The sequence below is a fragment of the Christensenella hongkongensis genome (genome assembly GCF_000981035.1).
Lineage (GTDB): Bacteria > Bacillota > Clostridia > Christensenellales > Christensenellaceae > Christensenella > Christensenella hongkongensis.
In genome coordinates, this window is record NZ_LAYJ01000112.1 from 262,320 (window position 1) to 278,843 (window position 16,524).

At 49.9% G+C, this 16,524-nt stretch carries 21 protein-coding genes and 1 pseudogene; 20 read left to right on the forward strand and 2 right to left on the reverse strand.

The window, feature by feature from the left end:
* Positions 1-293: 293 nt before the first annotated feature.
* The 16 genes from nth to CHK_RS11325 all read left to right on the forward strand — a co-directional run bounded on the left by nth (position 294) and on the right by CHK_RS11325 (position 11,023).
* The gene (nth, locus tag CHK_RS11250; RefSeq protein ID WP_046444136.1) at positions 294-914 is read left to right on the forward strand and encodes an endonuclease III; all 621 of its coding nucleotides are present in this window, start codon (positions 294-296) and stop codon (positions 912-914) included.
* Positions 911-2,179, forward strand: a complete 1,269-nt coding sequence (obgE, locus tag CHK_RS11255; RefSeq protein WP_046444137.1) for a GTPase ObgE — start codon at positions 911-913, stop codon at positions 2,177-2,179. Before nth ends, obgE begins: the two co-directional genes overlap by 4 nt.
* A 22-nt stretch (positions 2,180-2,201) precedes the next feature.
* Positions 2,202-2,498 carry a hypothetical protein gene (locus CHK_RS11260; RefSeq protein WP_046444138.1) on the forward strand — a complete coding sequence of 99 codons (297 nt, stop codon included), beginning with the start codon at positions 2,202-2,204 and terminating at the stop codon, positions 2,496-2,498.
* On the forward strand, positions 2,492-2,779 hold the full coding sequence (gene yhbY, locus CHK_RS11265; protein WP_046444139.1) for a ribosome assembly RNA-binding protein YhbY: 288 nt from the start codon (positions 2,492-2,494) through the stop codon (positions 2,777-2,779). The genes CHK_RS11260 and yhbY overlap by 7 nt, the downstream gene beginning before the upstream one ends.
* 4 nt (positions 2,780-2,783) lie before the next feature.
* On the forward strand, positions 2,784-3,443 hold the full coding sequence (nadD, locus tag CHK_RS11270) for a nicotinate-nucleotide adenylyltransferase (protein ID WP_052740541.1): 660 nt from the start codon (positions 2,784-2,786) through the stop codon (positions 3,441-3,443).
* Positions 3,421-3,987, forward strand: coding sequence for a bis(5'-nucleosyl)-tetraphosphatase (symmetrical) YqeK (gene yqeK, locus CHK_RS11275; protein ID WP_046444140.1), 567 nt, complete (start codon positions 3,421-3,423; stop codon positions 3,985-3,987). The genes nadD and yqeK overlap by 23 nt, the downstream gene beginning before the upstream one ends.
* A complete protein-coding gene (rsfS, locus tag CHK_RS11280) occupies positions 3,987-4,352 on the forward strand; it encodes a ribosome silencing factor (RefSeq protein WP_046444141.1) in 366 nt (121 codons plus the stop codon). Before yqeK ends, rsfS begins: the two co-directional genes overlap by 1 nt.
* Before the next feature lie 51 nt (positions 4,353-4,403).
* Entirely contained in the window at positions 4,404-4,616 is a 213-nt protein-coding gene (locus CHK_RS11285) for a zinc ribbon domain-containing protein (RefSeq protein ID WP_046444142.1), read from the forward strand.
* A 428-nt stretch (positions 4,617-5,044) separates the two neighbouring features.
* Entirely contained in the window at positions 5,045-5,806 is a 762-nt protein-coding gene (locus tag CHK_RS11290; protein ID WP_046444143.1) for a ZIP family metal transporter, read from the forward strand.
* Positions 5,803-6,858 (forward strand): L-threonylcarbamoyladenylate synthase, encoded by a 1,056-nt coding sequence (locus CHK_RS11295; protein WP_046444144.1) that lies wholly within the window; start codon positions 5,803-5,805, stop codon positions 6,856-6,858. The genes CHK_RS11290 and CHK_RS11295 overlap by 4 nt, the downstream gene beginning before the upstream one ends.
* Before the next feature lie 4 nt (positions 6,859-6,862).
* Positions 6,863-7,345, forward strand: coding sequence for an arsenate reductase/protein-tyrosine-phosphatase family protein (locus CHK_RS11300; protein ID WP_046444145.1), 483 nt, complete (start codon positions 6,863-6,865; stop codon positions 7,343-7,345).
* Positions 7,346-7,489: 144 nt separating this feature from the next.
* Positions 7,490-7,942, forward strand: coding sequence for a ribose 5-phosphate isomerase B (rpiB, locus tag CHK_RS11305; RefSeq protein ID WP_046444146.1), 453 nt, complete (start codon positions 7,490-7,492; stop codon positions 7,940-7,942).
* A 30-nt stretch (positions 7,943-7,972) separates the two neighbouring features.
* Positions 7,973-8,602, forward strand: coding sequence for a uracil phosphoribosyltransferase (upp, locus tag CHK_RS11310; protein ID WP_046444147.1), 630 nt, complete (start codon positions 7,973-7,975; stop codon positions 8,600-8,602).
* Between the two features lie 156 nt (positions 8,603-8,758).
* Complete coding sequence (locus CHK_RS11315) at positions 8,759-10,039, forward strand: hypothetical protein (RefSeq protein WP_046444148.1); 1,281 nt, start codon at positions 8,759-8,761, stop codon at positions 10,037-10,039.
* Complete coding sequence (locus CHK_RS11320) at positions 10,036-10,704, forward strand: DUF6320 domain-containing protein (RefSeq protein WP_131924672.1); 669 nt, start codon at positions 10,036-10,038, stop codon at positions 10,702-10,704. Before CHK_RS11315 ends, CHK_RS11320 begins: the two co-directional genes overlap by 4 nt.
* 13 nt (positions 10,705-10,717) lie before the next feature.
* Positions 10,718-11,023, forward strand: coding sequence for a Dabb family protein (locus CHK_RS11325; protein WP_046444150.1), 306 nt, complete (start codon positions 10,718-10,720; stop codon positions 11,021-11,023).
* A gap of 68 nt (positions 11,024-11,091) precedes the next feature.
* Here the strand turns inward: CHK_RS11325 and CHK_RS11330 are convergent.
* Both CHK_RS11330 and CHK_RS11335 read right to left on the reverse strand, forming a co-directional pair.
* A pseudogene (locus tag CHK_RS11330) lies at positions 11,092-11,340 on the reverse strand (nitroreductase family protein); the annotation flags it as partial.
* 101 nt (positions 11,341-11,441) lie between these two features.
* A complete protein-coding gene (locus tag CHK_RS11335; protein WP_046444151.1) occupies positions 11,442-12,824 on the reverse strand; it encodes a TrkH family potassium uptake protein in 1,383 nt (460 codons plus the stop codon).
* 292 nt (positions 12,825-13,116) lie between these two features.
* On the opposite strand from CHK_RS11335, the gene CHK_RS11340 reads away from it, so the two are divergent.
* The 4 genes from CHK_RS11340 (at position 13,117) to CHK_RS11355 (ending at position 16,435) form a co-directional block, all read left to right on the forward strand.
* Entirely contained in the window at positions 13,117-13,371 is a 255-nt protein-coding gene (locus CHK_RS11340; RefSeq protein ID WP_046444152.1) for an AbrB/MazE/SpoVT family DNA-binding domain-containing protein, read from the forward strand.
* Between the two features lie 26 nt (positions 13,372-13,397).
* Positions 13,398-14,234 carry an ABC transporter ATP-binding protein gene (locus CHK_RS11345; RefSeq protein WP_046444153.1) on the forward strand — a complete coding sequence of 279 codons (837 nt, stop codon included), beginning with the start codon at positions 13,398-13,400 and terminating at the stop codon, positions 14,232-14,234.
* A gap of 5 nt (positions 14,235-14,239) precedes the next feature.
* The gene (locus tag CHK_RS11350) at positions 14,240-14,887 is read left to right on the forward strand and encodes an ABC-2 transporter permease (RefSeq protein ID WP_046444310.1); all 648 of its coding nucleotides are present in this window, start codon (positions 14,240-14,242) and stop codon (positions 14,885-14,887) included.
* Positions 14,888-15,226: 339 nt separating this feature from the next.
* Positions 15,227-16,435: an ROK family transcriptional regulator gene (locus tag CHK_RS11355; protein ID WP_046444154.1), complete on the forward strand. Its 1,209-nt coding sequence runs from the start codon at positions 15,227-15,229 to the stop codon at positions 16,433-16,435.
* Positions 16,436-16,524 lie beyond the last annotated feature (89 nt).

The window sequence follows — 16,524 nt, forward strand, 5'->3', positions numbered from 1 at the left end:
CATGAGTGCGAAAAGAATAAAACAGATACGATCAAGATGTGTTGAGAAACTTGTTGATTTTTGATAAACAATAATAAACTCTTTCAATTATTATTAAATAACTTTTACTATAAATTGTCAAGTCGCGGCGCTGACGGGTATTTGCCTCCGGGGGTAAGAATGGCTGAAAAATGTCAGTATCACCATACGTGTTAAAATAGAGATACGGCTATTGCTTATTTGTGATATGCAATAAATCAAAGGAAAAAAGCGTTTTATTGATAAAACCATTTTTTTTGTGTTAAAATAAGATTATGGATAATAAACAGGAAATCATCGAAAGATTGAGAAAAGAATATGCGGATGTAAAATCCGCGCTGGTGTATGAAAATCCGTACGAGCTTCTGGTCGCGACGATTCTGGCGGCGCAGTGCACCGATGTGCGCGTCAATATCGTGACAAAGGATCTTTTTAAGCGTTACCCGTCCCCGAAGGAGCTCGCGGAGGCAGACCTTGCGGAGCTCGAAAGCTATATCAAGACCTGCGGGCTTTACAAAAACAAGGCGAAGAACCTGATTGCCTGCGCGCAGCGGATTATGAGCGAATACGGCGGGCAGGTGCCGCACACTATGGAGGAGCTGACGACACTTGCGGGCGTGGGGCGCAAGACGGCGAATGTTGTGATGGCGTTTGCGTTTGGCCTTCCGGCGTTTGCCGTGGATACCCATGTGAAACGCGTGTCCAACCGGATTGGGTTTGCCAATTCCGATAATCCGGACAAGGTAGAGGAACAGGTTACAAAAATATTCAGGAAAGAGGACTGGGCACAGGCGCACCATTGGCTGATCTGGCATGGGCGCAGGGTGTGCAAGGCGCAAAAGCCTTTGTGCGATACCTGCTGTATTGCTGATTTGTGCCCTTATAACAATAAATGATAGTAGATAAAGTAAGGATCGTAATCAAGGCGGGCGACGGCGGAAACGGCGCCGTTTCGTTTCGCCGCGAAAAATATGTCAGCGCCGGAGGGCCGGACGGCGGGGATGGCGGAACAGGCGGAAACGTTGTTTTTGTTGCGGATCCCGGAATGCGTACGCTGATGGATTTTCGATACCACAGGAAGTTCAGGGCCGAAAACGGCGAGAATGGTAAAAAGAAAAATATGCGGGGCAGGAACGGCGAGGATGTGGTCGTAAAGGTTCCGGTAGGCACTGTGATCATAGACCGCGAGACAGGACGTATTGCGGCGGATATTCGTGATGGCGACGGAATAACGGTTTTAAAGGGAGGCCCGGGAGGCAAAGGCAACGCCCGGTTTTCCAATTCTGTGCGCCAGACGCCGCGGTTTGCGACTCCCGGGAAAAAGGTGCAGGAACGTGAAATTATCCTGGAGCTGAAATCGATAGCGGATGTGGGCCTGGTAGGTTTTCCAAATGTTGGAAAATCGACGCTGCTTTCCGCGATGACCTCCGCAAAGCCAAAAATCGAAAATTATCATTTTACCACGCTTGCGCCAAATCTTGGCGTGGTGAAAACGTATGATTATGATTTTATCGTAGCCGACATCCCGGGGCTGATCGAAGGGGCGTCTGAGGGCGCAGGATTGGGACACGATTTTTTGCGTCATATCGAGCGCACGCGTATGATTGCCCATGTGCTTGACATCGCAGGATCGGAAGGGCGCGATCCGCTTGACGATTATGTGAAAATACGCGAGGAGTTGAAAAAATACTCGCAGCAGCTTGCCGAGCGCCCGGAAATCATAGTGGCGAACAAGGCCGACCTGCCGGATGCGGAAGAAAATCTCAAACGGTTCCAAAAGATATATCCGGATAAACAGGTGTTTTTGATTTCAGCGGCGACGCGGACAGGAATCGACGCGCTTCAGGTTGCGATGATGGATGTTCTGAAAACATTGCCGGAGGAACAGCTTATTGAGGAAGAAGGCGTGATTGAGGAATGGCAGATGCAGGATTCCGAGCTGACGCTGGAGGTTGAATATGGAGAGGACGGTGTGCTGGAGGCGAACGGCTCCCTTATCGAGGAGATATTTTCGCGTATTAATCCGGACGAGGTGGATTCCATGCGGCATTTCCACAAGCTGCTCAAGGATATGGGAATCATAAAGCGTTTGGTACAGGCGGGTGCAAAGGATGGCGATACCGTTAGGCTGAACGGCGAAGAATTTGATTTCGTGGAATAACGGCGGATTTGGGGGAAGCGTAATGGAAACAGCGAAGCGTGTGCGTGTTTTACGCGACGTGAGAAGGATATTGAGCGCGGCTGCGATCATTCTGGTTGCGGTTGGCGTATGGTTATGGAGTTATGTGGGAGAGGTTCCCGCGCAGAGCTATCTTCTCTGGATCATTGCCCTGATTGTGATTGCAATCAGCAGCGGTGTACGTATGGGAATGGTCAGGGAGAGGACACGCATAGAGCGGGGACGTGAGCAGAATCGTAAAAAGTATCTCACGATGACGGACAAGCTGGATCAAAAGAGGAAGGGCAGAGGAAGATGCTGACAAGCAAACAACGGGCGAAGCTGCGCGGCATGGCGCAGGATATGGAGCCGGTGATTCATATTGGCAAAGGCGATATCACGCAAAATATTTTGACGCAGGCAGACGACGCGCTCGAGGCGCGCGAGCTGATTAAAGGCACGGTACAGCAAAACAGCGGTACCGACGCACGGCAGGCATGCAATGAATTGTCAGAAAAGCTGGGTGCCGAGGGCGTCAGCGTAATTGGACGGAAGTTTGTGTTGTACCGCGAATCCAAAACCAAGAAAAAGATCGAGATTTGAATCAATGGAGTATATGGAAGGCATGACAATCACGCGTGATGCGAGGCCGGGCGTTCCAAGAAAGAAGGTCGGCATCCTTGGCGGCACATTCAATCCGCCGCACAGCGGGCATATCGATATGGCGGAGCGTGTGGAAAGGGAGTTTGCACTGGACGAGGTATACCTGATGCCGTGCGGAAATCCGCCGCACAAAACAGACAATCTCGCGCCAAAGGAGATGCGTCTTGCAATGACGCGGTTGTGTGTTTCCCAAAGCCGCAGCGTCCGCATTTTGGATATCGAGGTAAAGCGAAAGGGCTATTCGTACACGGCAGACACGATGTGCGGCCTGAAAGAAAAAAATCCGGATACGGATTATTATTTCATTATTGGCGCGGATACGGTATTCGAGCTATGCAGCTGGCACGAGTTCGAAAAGCTTCTGGCGTCTACGCGGTTTATCTGTGTGCGCCGGCAAAGCCATGACCTGATTAAGCTGACAGCAGAGATCGCGCGGCTTAAATGGGAATATGGCGCGCAGATTTTTTTATCGGAATATACGGGGCTTTTCGTGAGCTCTTCATACATCAGGAAACGGGTGAGCGATGGACGCAGCATCGAAGGACTCGTTCCCAAAAGCGTGGAGGAATACATCATTGCAAATGGATTATATCGGAAACCGTGATGGGATCGTTGCGCTTCTGAAGGAAAATGTCAGGGGAGAAAAATTTGAACACTCCCTGGGCGTGGAGGAAACAGCCATTGCACTTGCGCAGCGCTATGGCGCTGATATCAATAAAGCGGGTATGGCCGGGCTGCTGCACGATTTTACCAAGCAAAAGGATAATGTGGCGCTTGCTCAAAAATATGGGATTCCATACCTGACGGATAAGACGCTGCACGGGCATACGGCAGCCGCAGTATTAAAGGACAAGGGTTATGTGACGGATGAGGATGTGCTGGACGCGATCCGCTGGCATACTACGGGAAGGAAAAGCATGACCATGCTGGAGAAAATCGTGTATATGGCGGATTATATCGAACCAAACAGGGATTTCCCGGGAGTCGGGGAAGCGCGCAGGCTTGCGTTTGAGAATATCGACAAAGCGGTGCTTTACGGACTGAAGATGTCGATTATTGATATTGTAGAAAAGAAAAGCCTCATCGATACAGATTCGGTGGGGGCGTATAACTATTATCGAAAGCTGTTTTCAGGAGAGGAGATTTGATGTTGGAGATTTCAGAGCGGGCAAAAAAAATTGCGGAAATACTGGATAACAAAAAGGCGCAGGATATCGTTGTTTTGAAGGTTGCGGATATGACGATTATCTCAGATTATTTTGTGGTGGCGAGCGCGCCCAATACGTCCCACGTGCAAACGCTGGCGCAGGAAGTGCAATTCAAACTGGCGGAGGAGGAAGTAAAGCCGCTTCGCGTGGAAGGCGAGCGGGAAGGCCGCTGGGTGGTCATCGATTACGGCGACGTTTTGGTCCATATTTTCCACAAGGACGAACGCGAGTTCTACCAGCTTGAACGCCTGTGGAAGGTAGAGGGGAATTTCCTCGATTATTCTGCGGAACAGGAAAAGAAATAAAGCGGCCTATATGCCAATAGAGGCAACGGGGCGGTATGATAGGGGGATACAATGGACAAAGTACAGTATATTTGCCCTAAATGCGGGTGCAATCAATATGTGCACGACCAATTTCAGGCAACAGGCGGGAATTTTTCCAAGATATTTGACGTGCAGAACAAGAAATTTATTACGGTGAGCTGTGCGAAGTGCGGCTTTACAGAGCTTTATAAAGCACAGACGGACGACGGCTGGAACATTCTGGATTTTCTGATCGGGAGATGATCGAAAAAGAATATAATAACGTTCGAGTGAAGCATGCTTATACTGTACCGACTTATTTCACGCCGGGGCAGCCTGTTGCATGAAAATGCCTTTGCGCACGCAGTAAGCAGGCTTTGAATGCAACAGGCTGCCCCGGCGCTGGCAAACGCTTAGCTTAGATCGCAATGTGTAAGAATTTTGCTGACGCTTGCCGGCGGGCACATAAGATGCTGCAATGAGGAGCTTCAGGAGCCGTGACCATGTTGTCCCGCTTATGCCTTAATAGGCGGATGCAGCGCGCCGTACACAATTTTAATTTTTGAACTGTACGGCGCGTCTCCGAAGGGCAGCGTCTTATGCGCCCGACTTCGGATTCCCCTCGAATCGAACGTTATTATATGATTGATTGGGAATGGTATGGGGATACCGACTGAAAAGGAATGAATGCAATGGATGGAATACTATACGCAACGCTTATAGGCGCTGTTGTGGGTGCGTTTGGCACAGGAATCGGTGCAATCCTCACTTATTTTATCAAGGTAAACGGAAAACGTATCCCGGCTGTCCTCATGGGACTTTCCGGCGGGATCATGCTGGCCATTGTACTGTTTGATATGCTGCCGGAGGCAGTGGAGTCGGCGGACTGGCTGCTTACGGTTATATGGTTTGCGGTGGGCGCGTTTGCAGTGTTTCTGGTCAATAAGATATTGCCGCATCACGACGTGCAGACCTCGGACGATACAGAACTGATACACGAGCTAAACGAGAAACGCATGGTGCGTTCCGGGCTGTTGCTTGCCGTGGGGATTGCGGTGCACAACCTGCCGGAGGGCCTGGCGCTGGGGAGCGGCGTTGTCTCTGAATGGAGCTTTGGCATAGGGCTTGCGGCGCTGCTGTTTGTCCACAACATTCCGGAAGGAATGGGACTTGCTATTCCCCTCAAGCTTGGCGGGGTAAAATACGGGAAAATATTCCTGATTGCGCTGCTTGCGGCGTTGCCAATGGCTGTGGGCGCACTTCTGGGAGCGCTCATCGGCACAATATCCCCTGTTTTCCTTGGAGGCAGCATCGCCTTTGGCGGAGGCGCAATGCTTTACCTCACGTTCAGCGAATTGCTGCCGCAGGCCGCGGGACTCAGCAAGAGCTGGCATACGTGGGCGGCGGTCGCGGCGGGAATCGTAATTGGGGGCGTTTTGGTGGTTTTGATATGATTGCAACAAAAACGATATTCGCAGCGCGGGATTTTGACGGCGCGGTGAGGGAAGCGGCAGAGGAATTAGGACGCGGCGGGCTGGTTGTGTTTCCGACGGAAACAGTGTATGGCCTTGGCGCAAATGCCCTTGACGCATATGCGGTCGCGCAGATTTTCAAGGCGAAGGGAAGGCCGCAGGATAACCCGCTTATCGTACATATTGCCGATTACAGCCAGCTTGACGGCGTTGCGGCGGAGGTGAACGATATTGCGCGCGCTCTGATGGACGCGTTTTGGCCGGGGCCGCTTTCCATTATATTGAAAAAATCACCGCAGATACCGTATGAGGTCAGCGCAGGCCTTGAAACGGTTGCGGTGCGGATGCCAAAAAACGATATTGCGAGGGCAATCATTGCGCTTGCAGGAGTACCGGTTGCCGCGCCGAGCGCGAATACGTCGGGGAAACCGAGCCCCACGCTTGCCATGCACGCTTACGAGGATTTGTGCGGGCGCGTATCGCTTGTGATTGACGGAGGGCCGTGCGAGGTCGGCGTGGAATCGACCGTGGTGGATGTGACGGGCGAAATTCCCGTTGTCCTGAGGCCGGGCGACATCACGCCGGAAATGATCCGGGCGGTCACGGGGCGGGTAAAAATACATTCCAGCGTGACGGGCGAGCTGAAGGAAGACGAAGTATGCGCGTCTCCGGGTATGAAATATAAGCATTATTCGCCCAGGGCTAATGTTGTTGTCTTTACGGGCGATAAAAAAGAGGTTGCGAAAAAGATCAATTTTAGGTATCATATTGATTGTACGCAAGGTAAAAAAGCGGTGGTGATGTGTCTTGACGATTGCGAACCGTTTTATCAGGACTGTGAAACAGTCCTTCTGGGCCGGGATGCGCAGGACGCGGAAGCGGCATTGTTCCGCACGTTGCGGGAAATAGACGAACGAAATTTCGACGCGGTATATTTCCATGCGCAGGAGCAAAAGATGGGCCTTGCGGTCATGAACAGAATAATAAGGGCGGCGGGACACGAGATTGTATCCGTCATGGAGGAAAAAGTTTAAAGCTATGAATGTATTGTTTGTTTGCACAGGAAATACGTGCAGAAGCCCCATCGCAGAAACGCTGATGGACGATGCAGTAGACCGAAGTAGCAGTCTTCACGGAGAGGTGAAGACAAAATCAGCGGGCACGTTTGCCTGCGAGGATGCGGAGCCTACGCAGGAGGCTGTCCGCACGATGGAAGAATATGGACTCGAGATCGACAGCCGCGGCGCACGGCAGTTTACGCCGGAGCTTGCGCAGTGGGCTGACATCATCCTTGCAATGAGCAAGGAGCAGATTGAACATATGGAGGTAATCGCACCGGAGGATACGCAGAAAATGCACACAGTCCTCGGATACGCGCAGGGCGTGGAGGGCGAGCCGGTCGATAATTCGTACGACATCATGGATCCCTTTGACGAGGGTATGGATGAGTATCGCGAATGTGCGAGGCAGCTGTCAGAAGCGATCGCACTCCTTGTAAAACGCCTTGAAGGCGAAATTTAAAAGGAACGGCAGCGCAGGCATGCGCTGTCTTTTTTTACCTTGAATTCACAGGATAATTGTGGAAATACGTTAAAAAGTATTGTATAATTTAAAAGACAAAGACATAACGCTTAGGCAAAACAAAATCTGAGGGAGAGTAACAAAATGAAAATTGCATTTGGATGCGATCACGGCGGGATTGTTCTTCGGCCGGAGGTCATGGAATATTTGTTGAAAAATGGTTATGAAGTCATTGACTTTGGCATCAAGGAAGAGGAATCGGTGGATTATCCGGATTATGGGCAGATGGTGGCAGAGTGCGTTGCCGCAGGGGACGCGGATTTTGGAATCGTTATCTGCGGAACGGGAATCGGTATTTCCATCGCTGCCAATAAGGTGCCGGGAATCCGCGCGGCGGTTGTTTCGGATACGTTTACAGCGCACGCCACGCGTGAACACAACAATGCAAACGTGCTTGCAATGGGCGGGAGGACAATCGGCCCCGGGCTTGCTGTGGACATTGTGGACCTGTTCCTGAAAACGCCGTTCTCGAATGGAGAACGCCACCAAAGAAGGATCGACAAGATCACGGCGGTAGAGAAAAAGTATTCAAAATAAGAAAAGATAAGATACGGAGGAAGAGAACAAATGGCTACAGCACACATACTCGATCACCCATTATTGCAGCATAAGGTTTCAATGATTCGCGATAAAACGACGGGCGTAAAGGAATTTCGGGAACTGGTAAAGGAAATCGCGATGCTTATGGTGTATGAAGTAACGCGGGATTTGCCGCTGCGCGAGGTGGAGGTGGAAACGCCGATCACGAAGGCGCGCACAAAGGTGATCGCCGGTAAAACGCTGGGTATCATACCCATCCTGCGCGCAGGCCTTGGTATGGTGGAAGGTGTGCTGAATCTTGTTCCGGGCGCGAAGGTGGGGCATATCGGCCTGTATCGCGATCCTGATACTTTCCAGCCGGTTGAATATTACTGCAAGCTTCCCGTAGACGCGCAGGAGCGCGAACTTATTATCCTCGATCCTATGCTTGCCACGGGCGGCAGCGCATCCGACGCAATCACGCTGATCAAAAAGCGCGGCTGCAACAACATCAAGCTGGTGTGCATCATTGCATCGCCGGAGGGCGTGGAAGCGGTCCGCAAGGCACACCCGGACGTGGATGTTTATGTCGCGGCCGTGGATGAAGGCCTCAACGACCACGCATATATTGTTCCGGGGCTGGGAGATGCAGGAGACCGCCTGTTCGGTACCAAATAAAGCACTGCCGCATAGCAGGCAAGGCTTGCAAAGACAAATTTTAATGGTAATTCATTGAGCGTTCTTGATTTCATTTGTAGGCGCGCGTATACTATTGGATAAAAGAGGGCGGCATTTTATGCCGCCCTTTGCAAAAATCAGCAAAAAGGAGTCCTTATGGCCGATCAAAACTGGTACCGGCTCGATACCGCGGCAAAAATATATCCATCCATCTCCCAAACGCACAACAATACGACCTTCCGGCTTGGGCTTGAGCTTACGGAGCCGGTTCAAAAGGAGATTCTGCAGGAGGCGCTCGTGCGGATTATGCCGCGTTTTCCGAGCTTTGCGGTAACGCTGCGGCGCGGTCTTTTCTGGTATTATTTCGAACCGAATCCCGCGCTCCCCGTCGTGAAAGAGGAGAGCGGCTTTCCATGCAAACGCCTGAAGGATTTTATCAACAATGGTTTTTTATTCAACATTATGTACTACAAAAATAACGTGGTCATGGAGTGCTTTCATGGACTTGCGGACGGCTCCGGTGCGATTGAGTTTTTTAAAACGCTGATGTACGAATATTTTAAGCTGTGCGGCTACGATGTGGACGCGCAGGGCATGGTGCTCGATCCGGAGGGAAAGGTGCGCGCGGACGAGCTGGAAAACAGCTTTAATGTGTACTATGACGCGAAAGGCGCGGCAAACAAGCTTCGTACGCCGCGCGCGTTCCATATCATGGGGACGCCCAATCATGACGGGGGAATATTCCTTACGCATGGCATCCTTGACCTGAAGGAGCTTTTGAAGCACGTAAAAGCAAAAGGCGTGACGGTTTCGGCTTATGTGGCGGCTCTTTTGATTACATGTATCGCAAAAGACCAGGGGCTGGAATATAAAAACGATAAACGGCCTATCATTATTTCCGTGCCGATGGACCTGCGGGGGATGTTCCCCTCGCATACGCTGCGTAATTTCATCTCTTTTGCCAATGTGGGCGTTGTCGTGGGCGGCGAAATTGACTTTGACAGTATATTACAGACTGTGTCAGAGCAGCTCAAGGCAGGGCTTTCCAAGGAAAGCATCTCCGCCAACATCAATAAAAACGTAGGCTTCGAAAAGAATCCTTTTATCCGTATGACGCCGCTTTTTGTGAAAAACCTTGTGGTGTCAAGCAGTTACAAAAACTATGGTGAGGGCAGCTATACCATGGTGCTTTCAAACCTTCGCACGGCGCAATTTCCGGAAACCATGAGCAGGCATATCAAAGAGGTCTATTATGCGCTTGGCGTAAGCGATATGAATCCCATGAACTGCGTGGTGGTATCCTACAAGGATAAAATGGTTATTACATTTGCGCGCGGAATTATGGAAACGGGCATTGCACGCCGGTTTTTTGAGCATTTTTCAAAGGAGCTTGGGATGCGCGTGGAGATCAAAGGGAACGAATGGAGCGGGCAATGAATTATTGCGACGATTGTAACGTATATGTGGACGACTGCCTTGAATACTGTCCGTTATGTGGTAAGCGCCTCACGGAGCATCCGGCGGAAAATGAGCTTTATCCGCATGTAAACAAAAAAACATATGTGGACAGCCGCAGCCTTACGACGGAATATTTGTCGCTGGCGACCTTTTTAATTATTGCAATTTGCGTTGTGATCAATTTGCTTACATGGGATGGCACGCCGTGGTTTTTGGCGGTTGCGGCGCCCGTACTTTATGCGTGGGTTTTGATTCGTGTAACGATTATTTCGGATGTGTCGGCAGGGCTGAAAACGCTCCTGCAAATGGTGTCGGTTATCGGTATGTTTATGGCGTTTGACTTTGTGGTTGGACGGCTGGGATGGTCGTATGAGGTGATGATGCCGCTGATTCTTGGGCTGGGGATCGCATATATCGATTTTTATTCGTATTTTCATAAATCCTATTGGCGCGAGAATTTGCTTTACGCGGTCCTGTTTTTGCTGATGGGGTTTATTCCGCTCATCCTGTATTTGGTTGGAATTAAAATCGCAATCGTACCGCTCGTGTTGTGCACCTTCGCAAGCGGTATCACGATCCTGGGAATACTGCGGTTTGCGCTGCGCCAGGTGAAATCGGAAATGCAAAAGAAATTTCATATGTAAAGGGGAAAATGGCATGGTAAGGCATATTATCTTGTGGAATATCAAAGAAGAGCTTACGGGCGGAGAACGTGAAGAGGCGAAAGCGGCGATCAAACGCGAGCTGGAAGCTCTCAAAGGAATCATCCCGGGCATCGTGAAGATGGATGTCATTATCGCGCCGCTTGCGTCGTGCAATGCAGAGGTCATGGTGGACAGCGCCTTTGAAAGCGAACAGGCGCTTGCGGATTATCTTGTGCATCCGGAGCATAAACGCGTGGGGAGCACATATGTAAGGCCAGTGGTCGTAAACCGCATGTGCATGGATTACGTGGCGGACTAAAACGCCATGCCCGGGCGGCGCTTGCGCGTGTGCAGTTAGATGGAAAGCGGTGCGCCGTCCAGCCTTCTTCATAAATAGGTAACGTCCGGGCCTTCGCGCTGGGCGGAACGCTGATAGTTCACTTTCGGGTATCCCAGCACCATTGTTGTGGCTGCTTTTTTTGTTTTTGGAATGCCGAGTTCTTTTTTTATTTTACGGGAAGCGTTGGCGGCAGTTGTAAAATAGCCGCTCAACAGCACGCCCAAGCCGTTTGCTTCAGCGACAAATTCCATATTTTGCGCTGCCAGTATGCCGTCGACGCTGTTTTTGGCAAGGATACGGTGCTCTGTCATAAAGCATACCTTCTTTCGTTCCTGTTTTTATTGATTGCGGCAGGTCTGATTTGTACTGGGCATCGGGAAGAAGCATATGCGTTGCCTCAGCCGATCATGATGCGGTCTTCCGGATAACGGATGTTGCTTTCGCGGTTCTCGAGACGCGCTGCAAGAGCCATTGTGAAAGTGAAAATACCAACCCTGCCTCCATACATCAGTATCATGAATACCGCGCGGCTCGCGTCTGTAAAATTGGCGGTGACGGCAGAGGTCATGCCGACCGTGCCAAAACTGGATACGACCTCGTATACCGTATCGGACAGGGAAATCGGCCGTTCATATTCGATCAGCGAAACAATGATGATTGCGATAAAAACAAACAGGATTCCAAGCGCTACAATTACAACCGAGCGTAATACGATCGCTTTGTTGATACGCCGCCCAAAGACGACAACGTCCTCGCGCCCGCGGATAATGGACACGATAAACAAAAACATCAGCGCGACGGTAGTGGTTTTGATCCCACCGCCCGTTCCGGAAGGGGAAGCGCCGATAAACATATAGATCACAGTCAGAATTTTGGAGGCGGGAGTAAGGTCGCTTTGCGGAACCGCCGCAAAACCGGCGGTGCGTGAAGATACCGAATGAAATAAAGCCCACGACGCTTTGTCCTGTACGGGGACGTCCTCGCGCCCGAGCGTTTGGGGATTGTTGTGCTCAAAGAAGAGAAACAAAACAAAGCCGGCGGCAACAAGAAACAGGCTAACGCATAAAACCATTTTCGTATGCAGCTGGAAACGGTGGCGTTTGTCGCAAAGCTTCCTGTACAGGTCCAGAAGCACGTAGAAACCAATTCCGCCCAGCGACATCGCGCTTATGGTTGCAATATAAATAACCGGATCGCCCAGAAAAGGCTGCATGCCGGTTCCCATACCAAAGACGTCGAAGCCGGAATTGCAAAATGACGATATTGCCTGGAAAATGCTGTAATAGAAGCCGCGGGATACGCCAAACATTGGAACGAACCGGCTGGAATAAGCAAGAAAAATACATAGCTCGATTACTGCGGTCATAATGATGATGTCGCGCGTCATTTTGACAACGCCCTGCAGGCGTGAATTATCGGCGGCGTTTTGAGTCATGGAATTCTGGATCACAAGGCGGTCCCGCAGCGTAAAGCGTTTGCCAATCGCCATATACAACAGTGAAGTCATCGTCATAAAACCGATCCCGCCCAGTTGTATCAGTACAAGGAGCGTTACCTGTCCAAAAAGGGACAGCGTCGCGCCGACAGGAAAAACGCTCAGGCCTGTTACGCAAACGGCGGAGGTTGCCGTAAAGAGCGCATCAAAAAAACGAAGGGGTTGCCCATCTGCCGTTGCAATGGGAAGGGACAGCAAAAGCGCTCCAAACAGGATCATTCCACCAAAGCCAAACACGAGTATTTGCGCTGGGCTGATGCCGCGCCTTTTCAATATGTGAGCCATAAAGCAGATTCTCCTAAAGCTGTAATCGTATCCATTATATCAGAATATAAAAAGATTTGTAGCTCAGGTACGCATTTCCTGTGAACGCACTGCCACAATCGATTCAGGGATGCTGTCCGTATGAAGCCATTTGACCGACAGGACTGCAAAAGAACAACAGTTATATGTAACATCAAAATCTTTTCATGAAACGGATTTATCCGGGCGGATATTGACAAAAGAAAAAATAGCAAGTATGATTAGTATGAAAAGTATAACTAGTATGAAATGTGGGAAAGCGAGGAGAAGCGTTATGTCACATACGGATGTAGAAACGCCGGACGGAAAATACATCGGCACGGTAAAGGTAGGAGAAAAAGGGCAGATCGTCATCCCAAAACAGGTGCGTGATATGTTTGATATCAAGCCGGGAGATACGATGCTGGTGCTTGCAGACGTCAAACAGGGAATTGCACTCGTTGGGAACGATATCTTCAGGGACTTTGCAGACGAAATACTGGGAGCGCAAAAGATGCCGTTTAAACAGGACACGCCGCAGGATGAGTAACCGGCGGATCAGAAAGGAAAGCATGTATGGACTTGTTATCGGTTCGCGGTTTAGGGAAACAGTATCCGGGTTTTGAGCTTAAGGACGTTTCATTTGAGTTGCGGGAAGGCACGATTATGGGATTCATCGGACGAAACGGCGCGGGCAAAACAACGACGCTTAAATCGCTGATCCACTTTGTCCATCCTGCGGAGGGCGAAATCCTGTTTTTTGGAAAGCGGTTTTCGGAACATGAATACGAGATCAAACAAAGAATCGGATTTGTACTGGGGGGAATCAACTACTATCCAAAAAAGCGGTTAAGGACGATTACGGACGTCACCAAACGGTTTTACGATAAATGGGACGATGCAGCGTATCGCCGGTATATGGAGCTTTTCGGCCTCGATGAAGCAAAACGGCCGGATGAGCTTTCAGAGGGGATGAAGGTAAAGTACGCGCTTGTGCTTGCGCTCTCACACCATGCGGAAATTTTACTGCTGGACGAGCCGACGAGCGGACTTGATCCGGTATCCCGGGATGAGCTGCTTGATATTTTCCTTGAGCTTGTGGAGACAGAGAAGGTAAGTATCCTTTTTTCCACGCACATCACGACCGACCTGGAAAAGTGTGCCGACGATGTGACTTATATCAAAAAAGGCCAAATCGTCGCCAGTATGGAGATGGAGACATTTTTGAAGCAGTACAGGGTAGCGGAGTTTACAAGCCAGGCGCAGGACGTTGACAGGGATCGGCTCATCGGCTATAAACGCATCAAAAACGGCTTCAGCGCCCTTGTAAAAGCCGAAGACCTGCCAATAAAAGACGCGCAGCTGCGCGAAGCGGGCCTTGAGGATATCATGGTTCATATGGAGAGGGAGTGAAGGATATGAAAAACCTGATTATGAAAGAATTGCGTTTGGCCATGCAGCCTCCCGCGCTCCTTTTCCTGGCTCTTTCCGCATTGATCCTGATTCCTTCCTATCCGGGCTATATTGTGTTTTTTTATACCTGCCTTGGTATTTTCTTTATTTGTATGCTGGGCAGGGAAAACAAGGACATCTACTATACCATGCTGCTGCCCGTTCCCAAGCGGAGCGTTGTGGGGGCAAGGTTTTTTACAGTAGTGCTGTTAGAGCTTGCTCAGCTGGCGATTGCGGCGCCGTTTGCAGCCATACGCGGGGAGGTCGCCGGGGAAATACCGCTTATGGGCATGGATGCGAATGCAGCCTTTTTTGGTTTTTCATTTGTGATGTTTGGGATATTTAACCTGGTTTTTCTCACTGGCTATTATAAGGATACCAATAAGGTGGGGGTGCCGTTTTTGTGGGGGTGCGTCGCAACCGGAGTGTTTATCGTGGTCGCGGAGGCAGCGGCGTATGCCGTCCCATTCGTGCGGGATACGCTTAACGTGAATACGCCGGAAAATCTTGCGGCACAGTTTGCGACGCTTGCGGTTGGCGTTGCGGTGTATGCGCTGCTTACGCTGGCGGCTTACAAAAAATCTGTAAAGTCGTTTGAGTTGCTCGATCTGTAATTTCAGGAATGCCGGAAAACGCCCGCGCGTAAAAGACGTGGGCGTTTTTTTGACAGAAGAAACGTGGTATTGCAGAAGGAAAGATCAGAAAACGGTATATAATTAAATCATTTAAAAAAGTTTTGCCAAATCTATGGACAAGCCATATTATTTATAGTAGGATAAAGCTATCCACAGAAATACTGATTCGGGTTATCAAAGTTCCCCGGATGGTTGCGCAAGTAACATTTGCAGGGAACTGGTATGCAGCAAATATTTTTATGCGCATAGCGTGCGCTATCATTTATATAATATGCTGAAAAAAACATATTTTGAAACAGCATACAGAAGAGAGAAAAAATGGCGTCGAAAAACATCAACAGTGCAAAAATGAAGGAAAATAATATACAGCTTGTCTTTGATGCGATCCGCGAGAATGAAAAAATATCGAGGAAGGATCTTGCCAGAAAGCTGGGGTTGACTTCCGCGACGATTACCAATATTGTGAATCACCTGTTGCGGGAGAATTATCTCGTGGAAAGCGGCCTGGAGGAATCGAGCGGAGGAAGGAAGCCGATATTGCTTTCTCTGAATAAAGCGGCGCATTACCTGATTGGAATAGAGCTTAGCTCTGTGCGTATCAACTGTGTACTCACGGATTTCAGGGCAAATATTATTGGAGAAATCCATTTGGATATTGACGCAGCTGCAGGCAAAGATGTGATTATCGAACAAATAATCCATGTACTGGAATCGATTATTGCTGAAAATGGTCTTCATCGGGAGCAGGTAATCGGCATTGGGCTCATAACGCCGGGGCCATGTGACTTTGAAAAGAACCTGATTATCAATCCGCCTAACCTTCCGGGCTGGCACAATGTGCCCATCAAGCAGATCGTCGAAGAGCGTATTGGCATTCCGGTTGAGTTTGAAAAGGAAACGGCTGCCGCGGCAATGTGCGAGTATTGGTTTGGGCAGGCAAAGGATTCAAAATGTCTGTTTTTGTGCAGCGTCATGCAAAGCGGCATTGGCAGCAGCGTGCTGATCGACGGGAAAATATTTCATGGATTTTGCAGTGGCTCAGGCGAAATCGGGCATATGATGGTTGATATGAACGGGCCGCAGTGCGCCTGCGGAAATTATGGCTGCCTGGAAGCGCTTGCCGATGGAAAAGCGCTTGTGCGTTCCGTAAGGCAAAAGCTGAAAACGGACGCGGCGTTTTGCCGCGAATACGGCGTCGAAGAGGTCGACGCACTGGAGCTGGAAGACGTATGCGCGCGCGCGGAGGACGGCGAGCGCCTCTTTGCGGAGGAAGTTGCTGCCTGTGCGAAATATGTGGGAATCGCATTGTGCAATATTATCGTTGCCCTGAGCCCGGATACAATTATATTGACAGGCGCGCTTGCAGATCATTCCCCGTTTTTCATGAGAGAGCTGAAACAGTTTATCAAGGGGAGAACCTATCCGCAGCACACAGAAAAAATCAATATTTACCATTCGTCCTTTGGGCGGAATATTGATGCGCTGGGTGGCGTGGCATTGGTGTTTGAACGTATTTTTAAAAGCTGATTCATTTTATACGCACTAACTTAATTTAATAAATTAAGTTAGTGCGTATAAAACACTGTCAGTGATAGAACCCAGCACAACGGGGATTT

Bases quoted from the DNA above. Each gene is read 5' to 3' on its own strand.
- yhbY (WP_046444139.1), top strand. From the start codon at position 2,492: ATGCTGACAAGCAAACAACGGGCGAAGCTGCGCGGCATGGCGCAGGAT.
- CHK_RS11345 (WP_046444153.1), top strand. From the start codon at position 13,398: ATGGACTTGTTATCGGTTCGCGGTTTAGGGAAACAGTATCCGGGTTTT.
- CHK_RS11260 (WP_046444138.1), top strand. From the start codon at position 2,202: ATGGAAACAGCGAAGCGTGTGCGTGTTTTACGCGACGTGAGAAGGATA.
- nadD (WP_052740541.1), top strand. From the start codon at position 2,784: ATGGAGTATATGGAAGGCATGACAATCACGCGTGATGCGAGGCCGGGC.
- CHK_RS11340 (WP_046444152.1), top strand. From the start codon at position 13,117: ATGTCACATACGGATGTAGAAACGCCGGACGGAAAATACATCGGCACG.
- upp (WP_046444147.1), top strand. From the start codon at position 7,973: ATGGCTACAGCACACATACTCGATCACCCATTATTGCAGCATAAGGTT.
- CHK_RS11315 (WP_046444148.1), top strand. From the start codon at position 8,759: ATGGCCGATCAAAACTGGTACCGGCTCGATACCGCGGCAAAAATATAT.
- CHK_RS11325 (WP_046444150.1), top strand. From the start codon at position 10,718: ATGGTAAGGCATATTATCTTGTGGAATATCAAAGAAGAGCTTACGGGC.
- nth (WP_046444136.1), top strand. From the start codon at position 294: ATGGATAATAAACAGGAAATCATCGAAAGATTGAGAAAAGAATATGCG.
- CHK_RS11320 (WP_131924672.1), top strand. From the start codon at position 10,036: ATGAATTATTGCGACGATTGTAACGTATATGTGGACGACTGCCTTGAA.
- CHK_RS11300 (WP_046444145.1), top strand. From the start codon at position 6,863: ATGAATGTATTGTTTGTTTGCACAGGAAATACGTGCAGAAGCCCCATC.
- yqeK (WP_046444140.1), top strand. From the start codon at position 3,421: ATGGATTATATCGGAAACCGTGATGGGATCGTTGCGCTTCTGAAGGAA.
- CHK_RS11350 (WP_046444310.1), top strand. From the start codon at position 14,240: ATGAAAAACCTGATTATGAAAGAATTGCGTTTGGCCATGCAGCCTCCC.
- CHK_RS11335 (WP_046444151.1), bottom strand. From the start codon at position 12,824: ATGGCTCACATATTGAAAAGGCGCGGCATCAGCCCAGCGCAAATACTC.
- obgE (WP_046444137.1), top strand. From the start codon at position 911: ATGATAGTAGATAAAGTAAGGATCGTAATCAAGGCGGGCGACGGCGGA.
- CHK_RS11290 (WP_046444143.1), top strand. From the start codon at position 5,045: ATGGATGGAATACTATACGCAACGCTTATAGGCGCTGTTGTGGGTGCG.
- CHK_RS11295 (WP_046444144.1), top strand. From the start codon at position 5,803: ATGATTGCAACAAAAACGATATTCGCAGCGCGGGATTTTGACGGCGCG.
- CHK_RS11285 (WP_046444142.1), top strand. From the start codon at position 4,404: ATGGACAAAGTACAGTATATTTGCCCTAAATGCGGGTGCAATCAATAT.
- CHK_RS11355 (WP_046444154.1), top strand. From the start codon at position 15,227: ATGGCGTCGAAAAACATCAACAGTGCAAAAATGAAGGAAAATAATATA.
- rpiB (WP_046444146.1), top strand. From the start codon at position 7,490: ATGAAAATTGCATTTGGATGCGATCACGGCGGGATTGTTCTTCGGCCG.
- rsfS (WP_046444141.1), top strand. From the start codon at position 3,987: ATGTTGGAGATTTCAGAGCGGGCAAAAAAAATTGCGGAAATACTGGAT.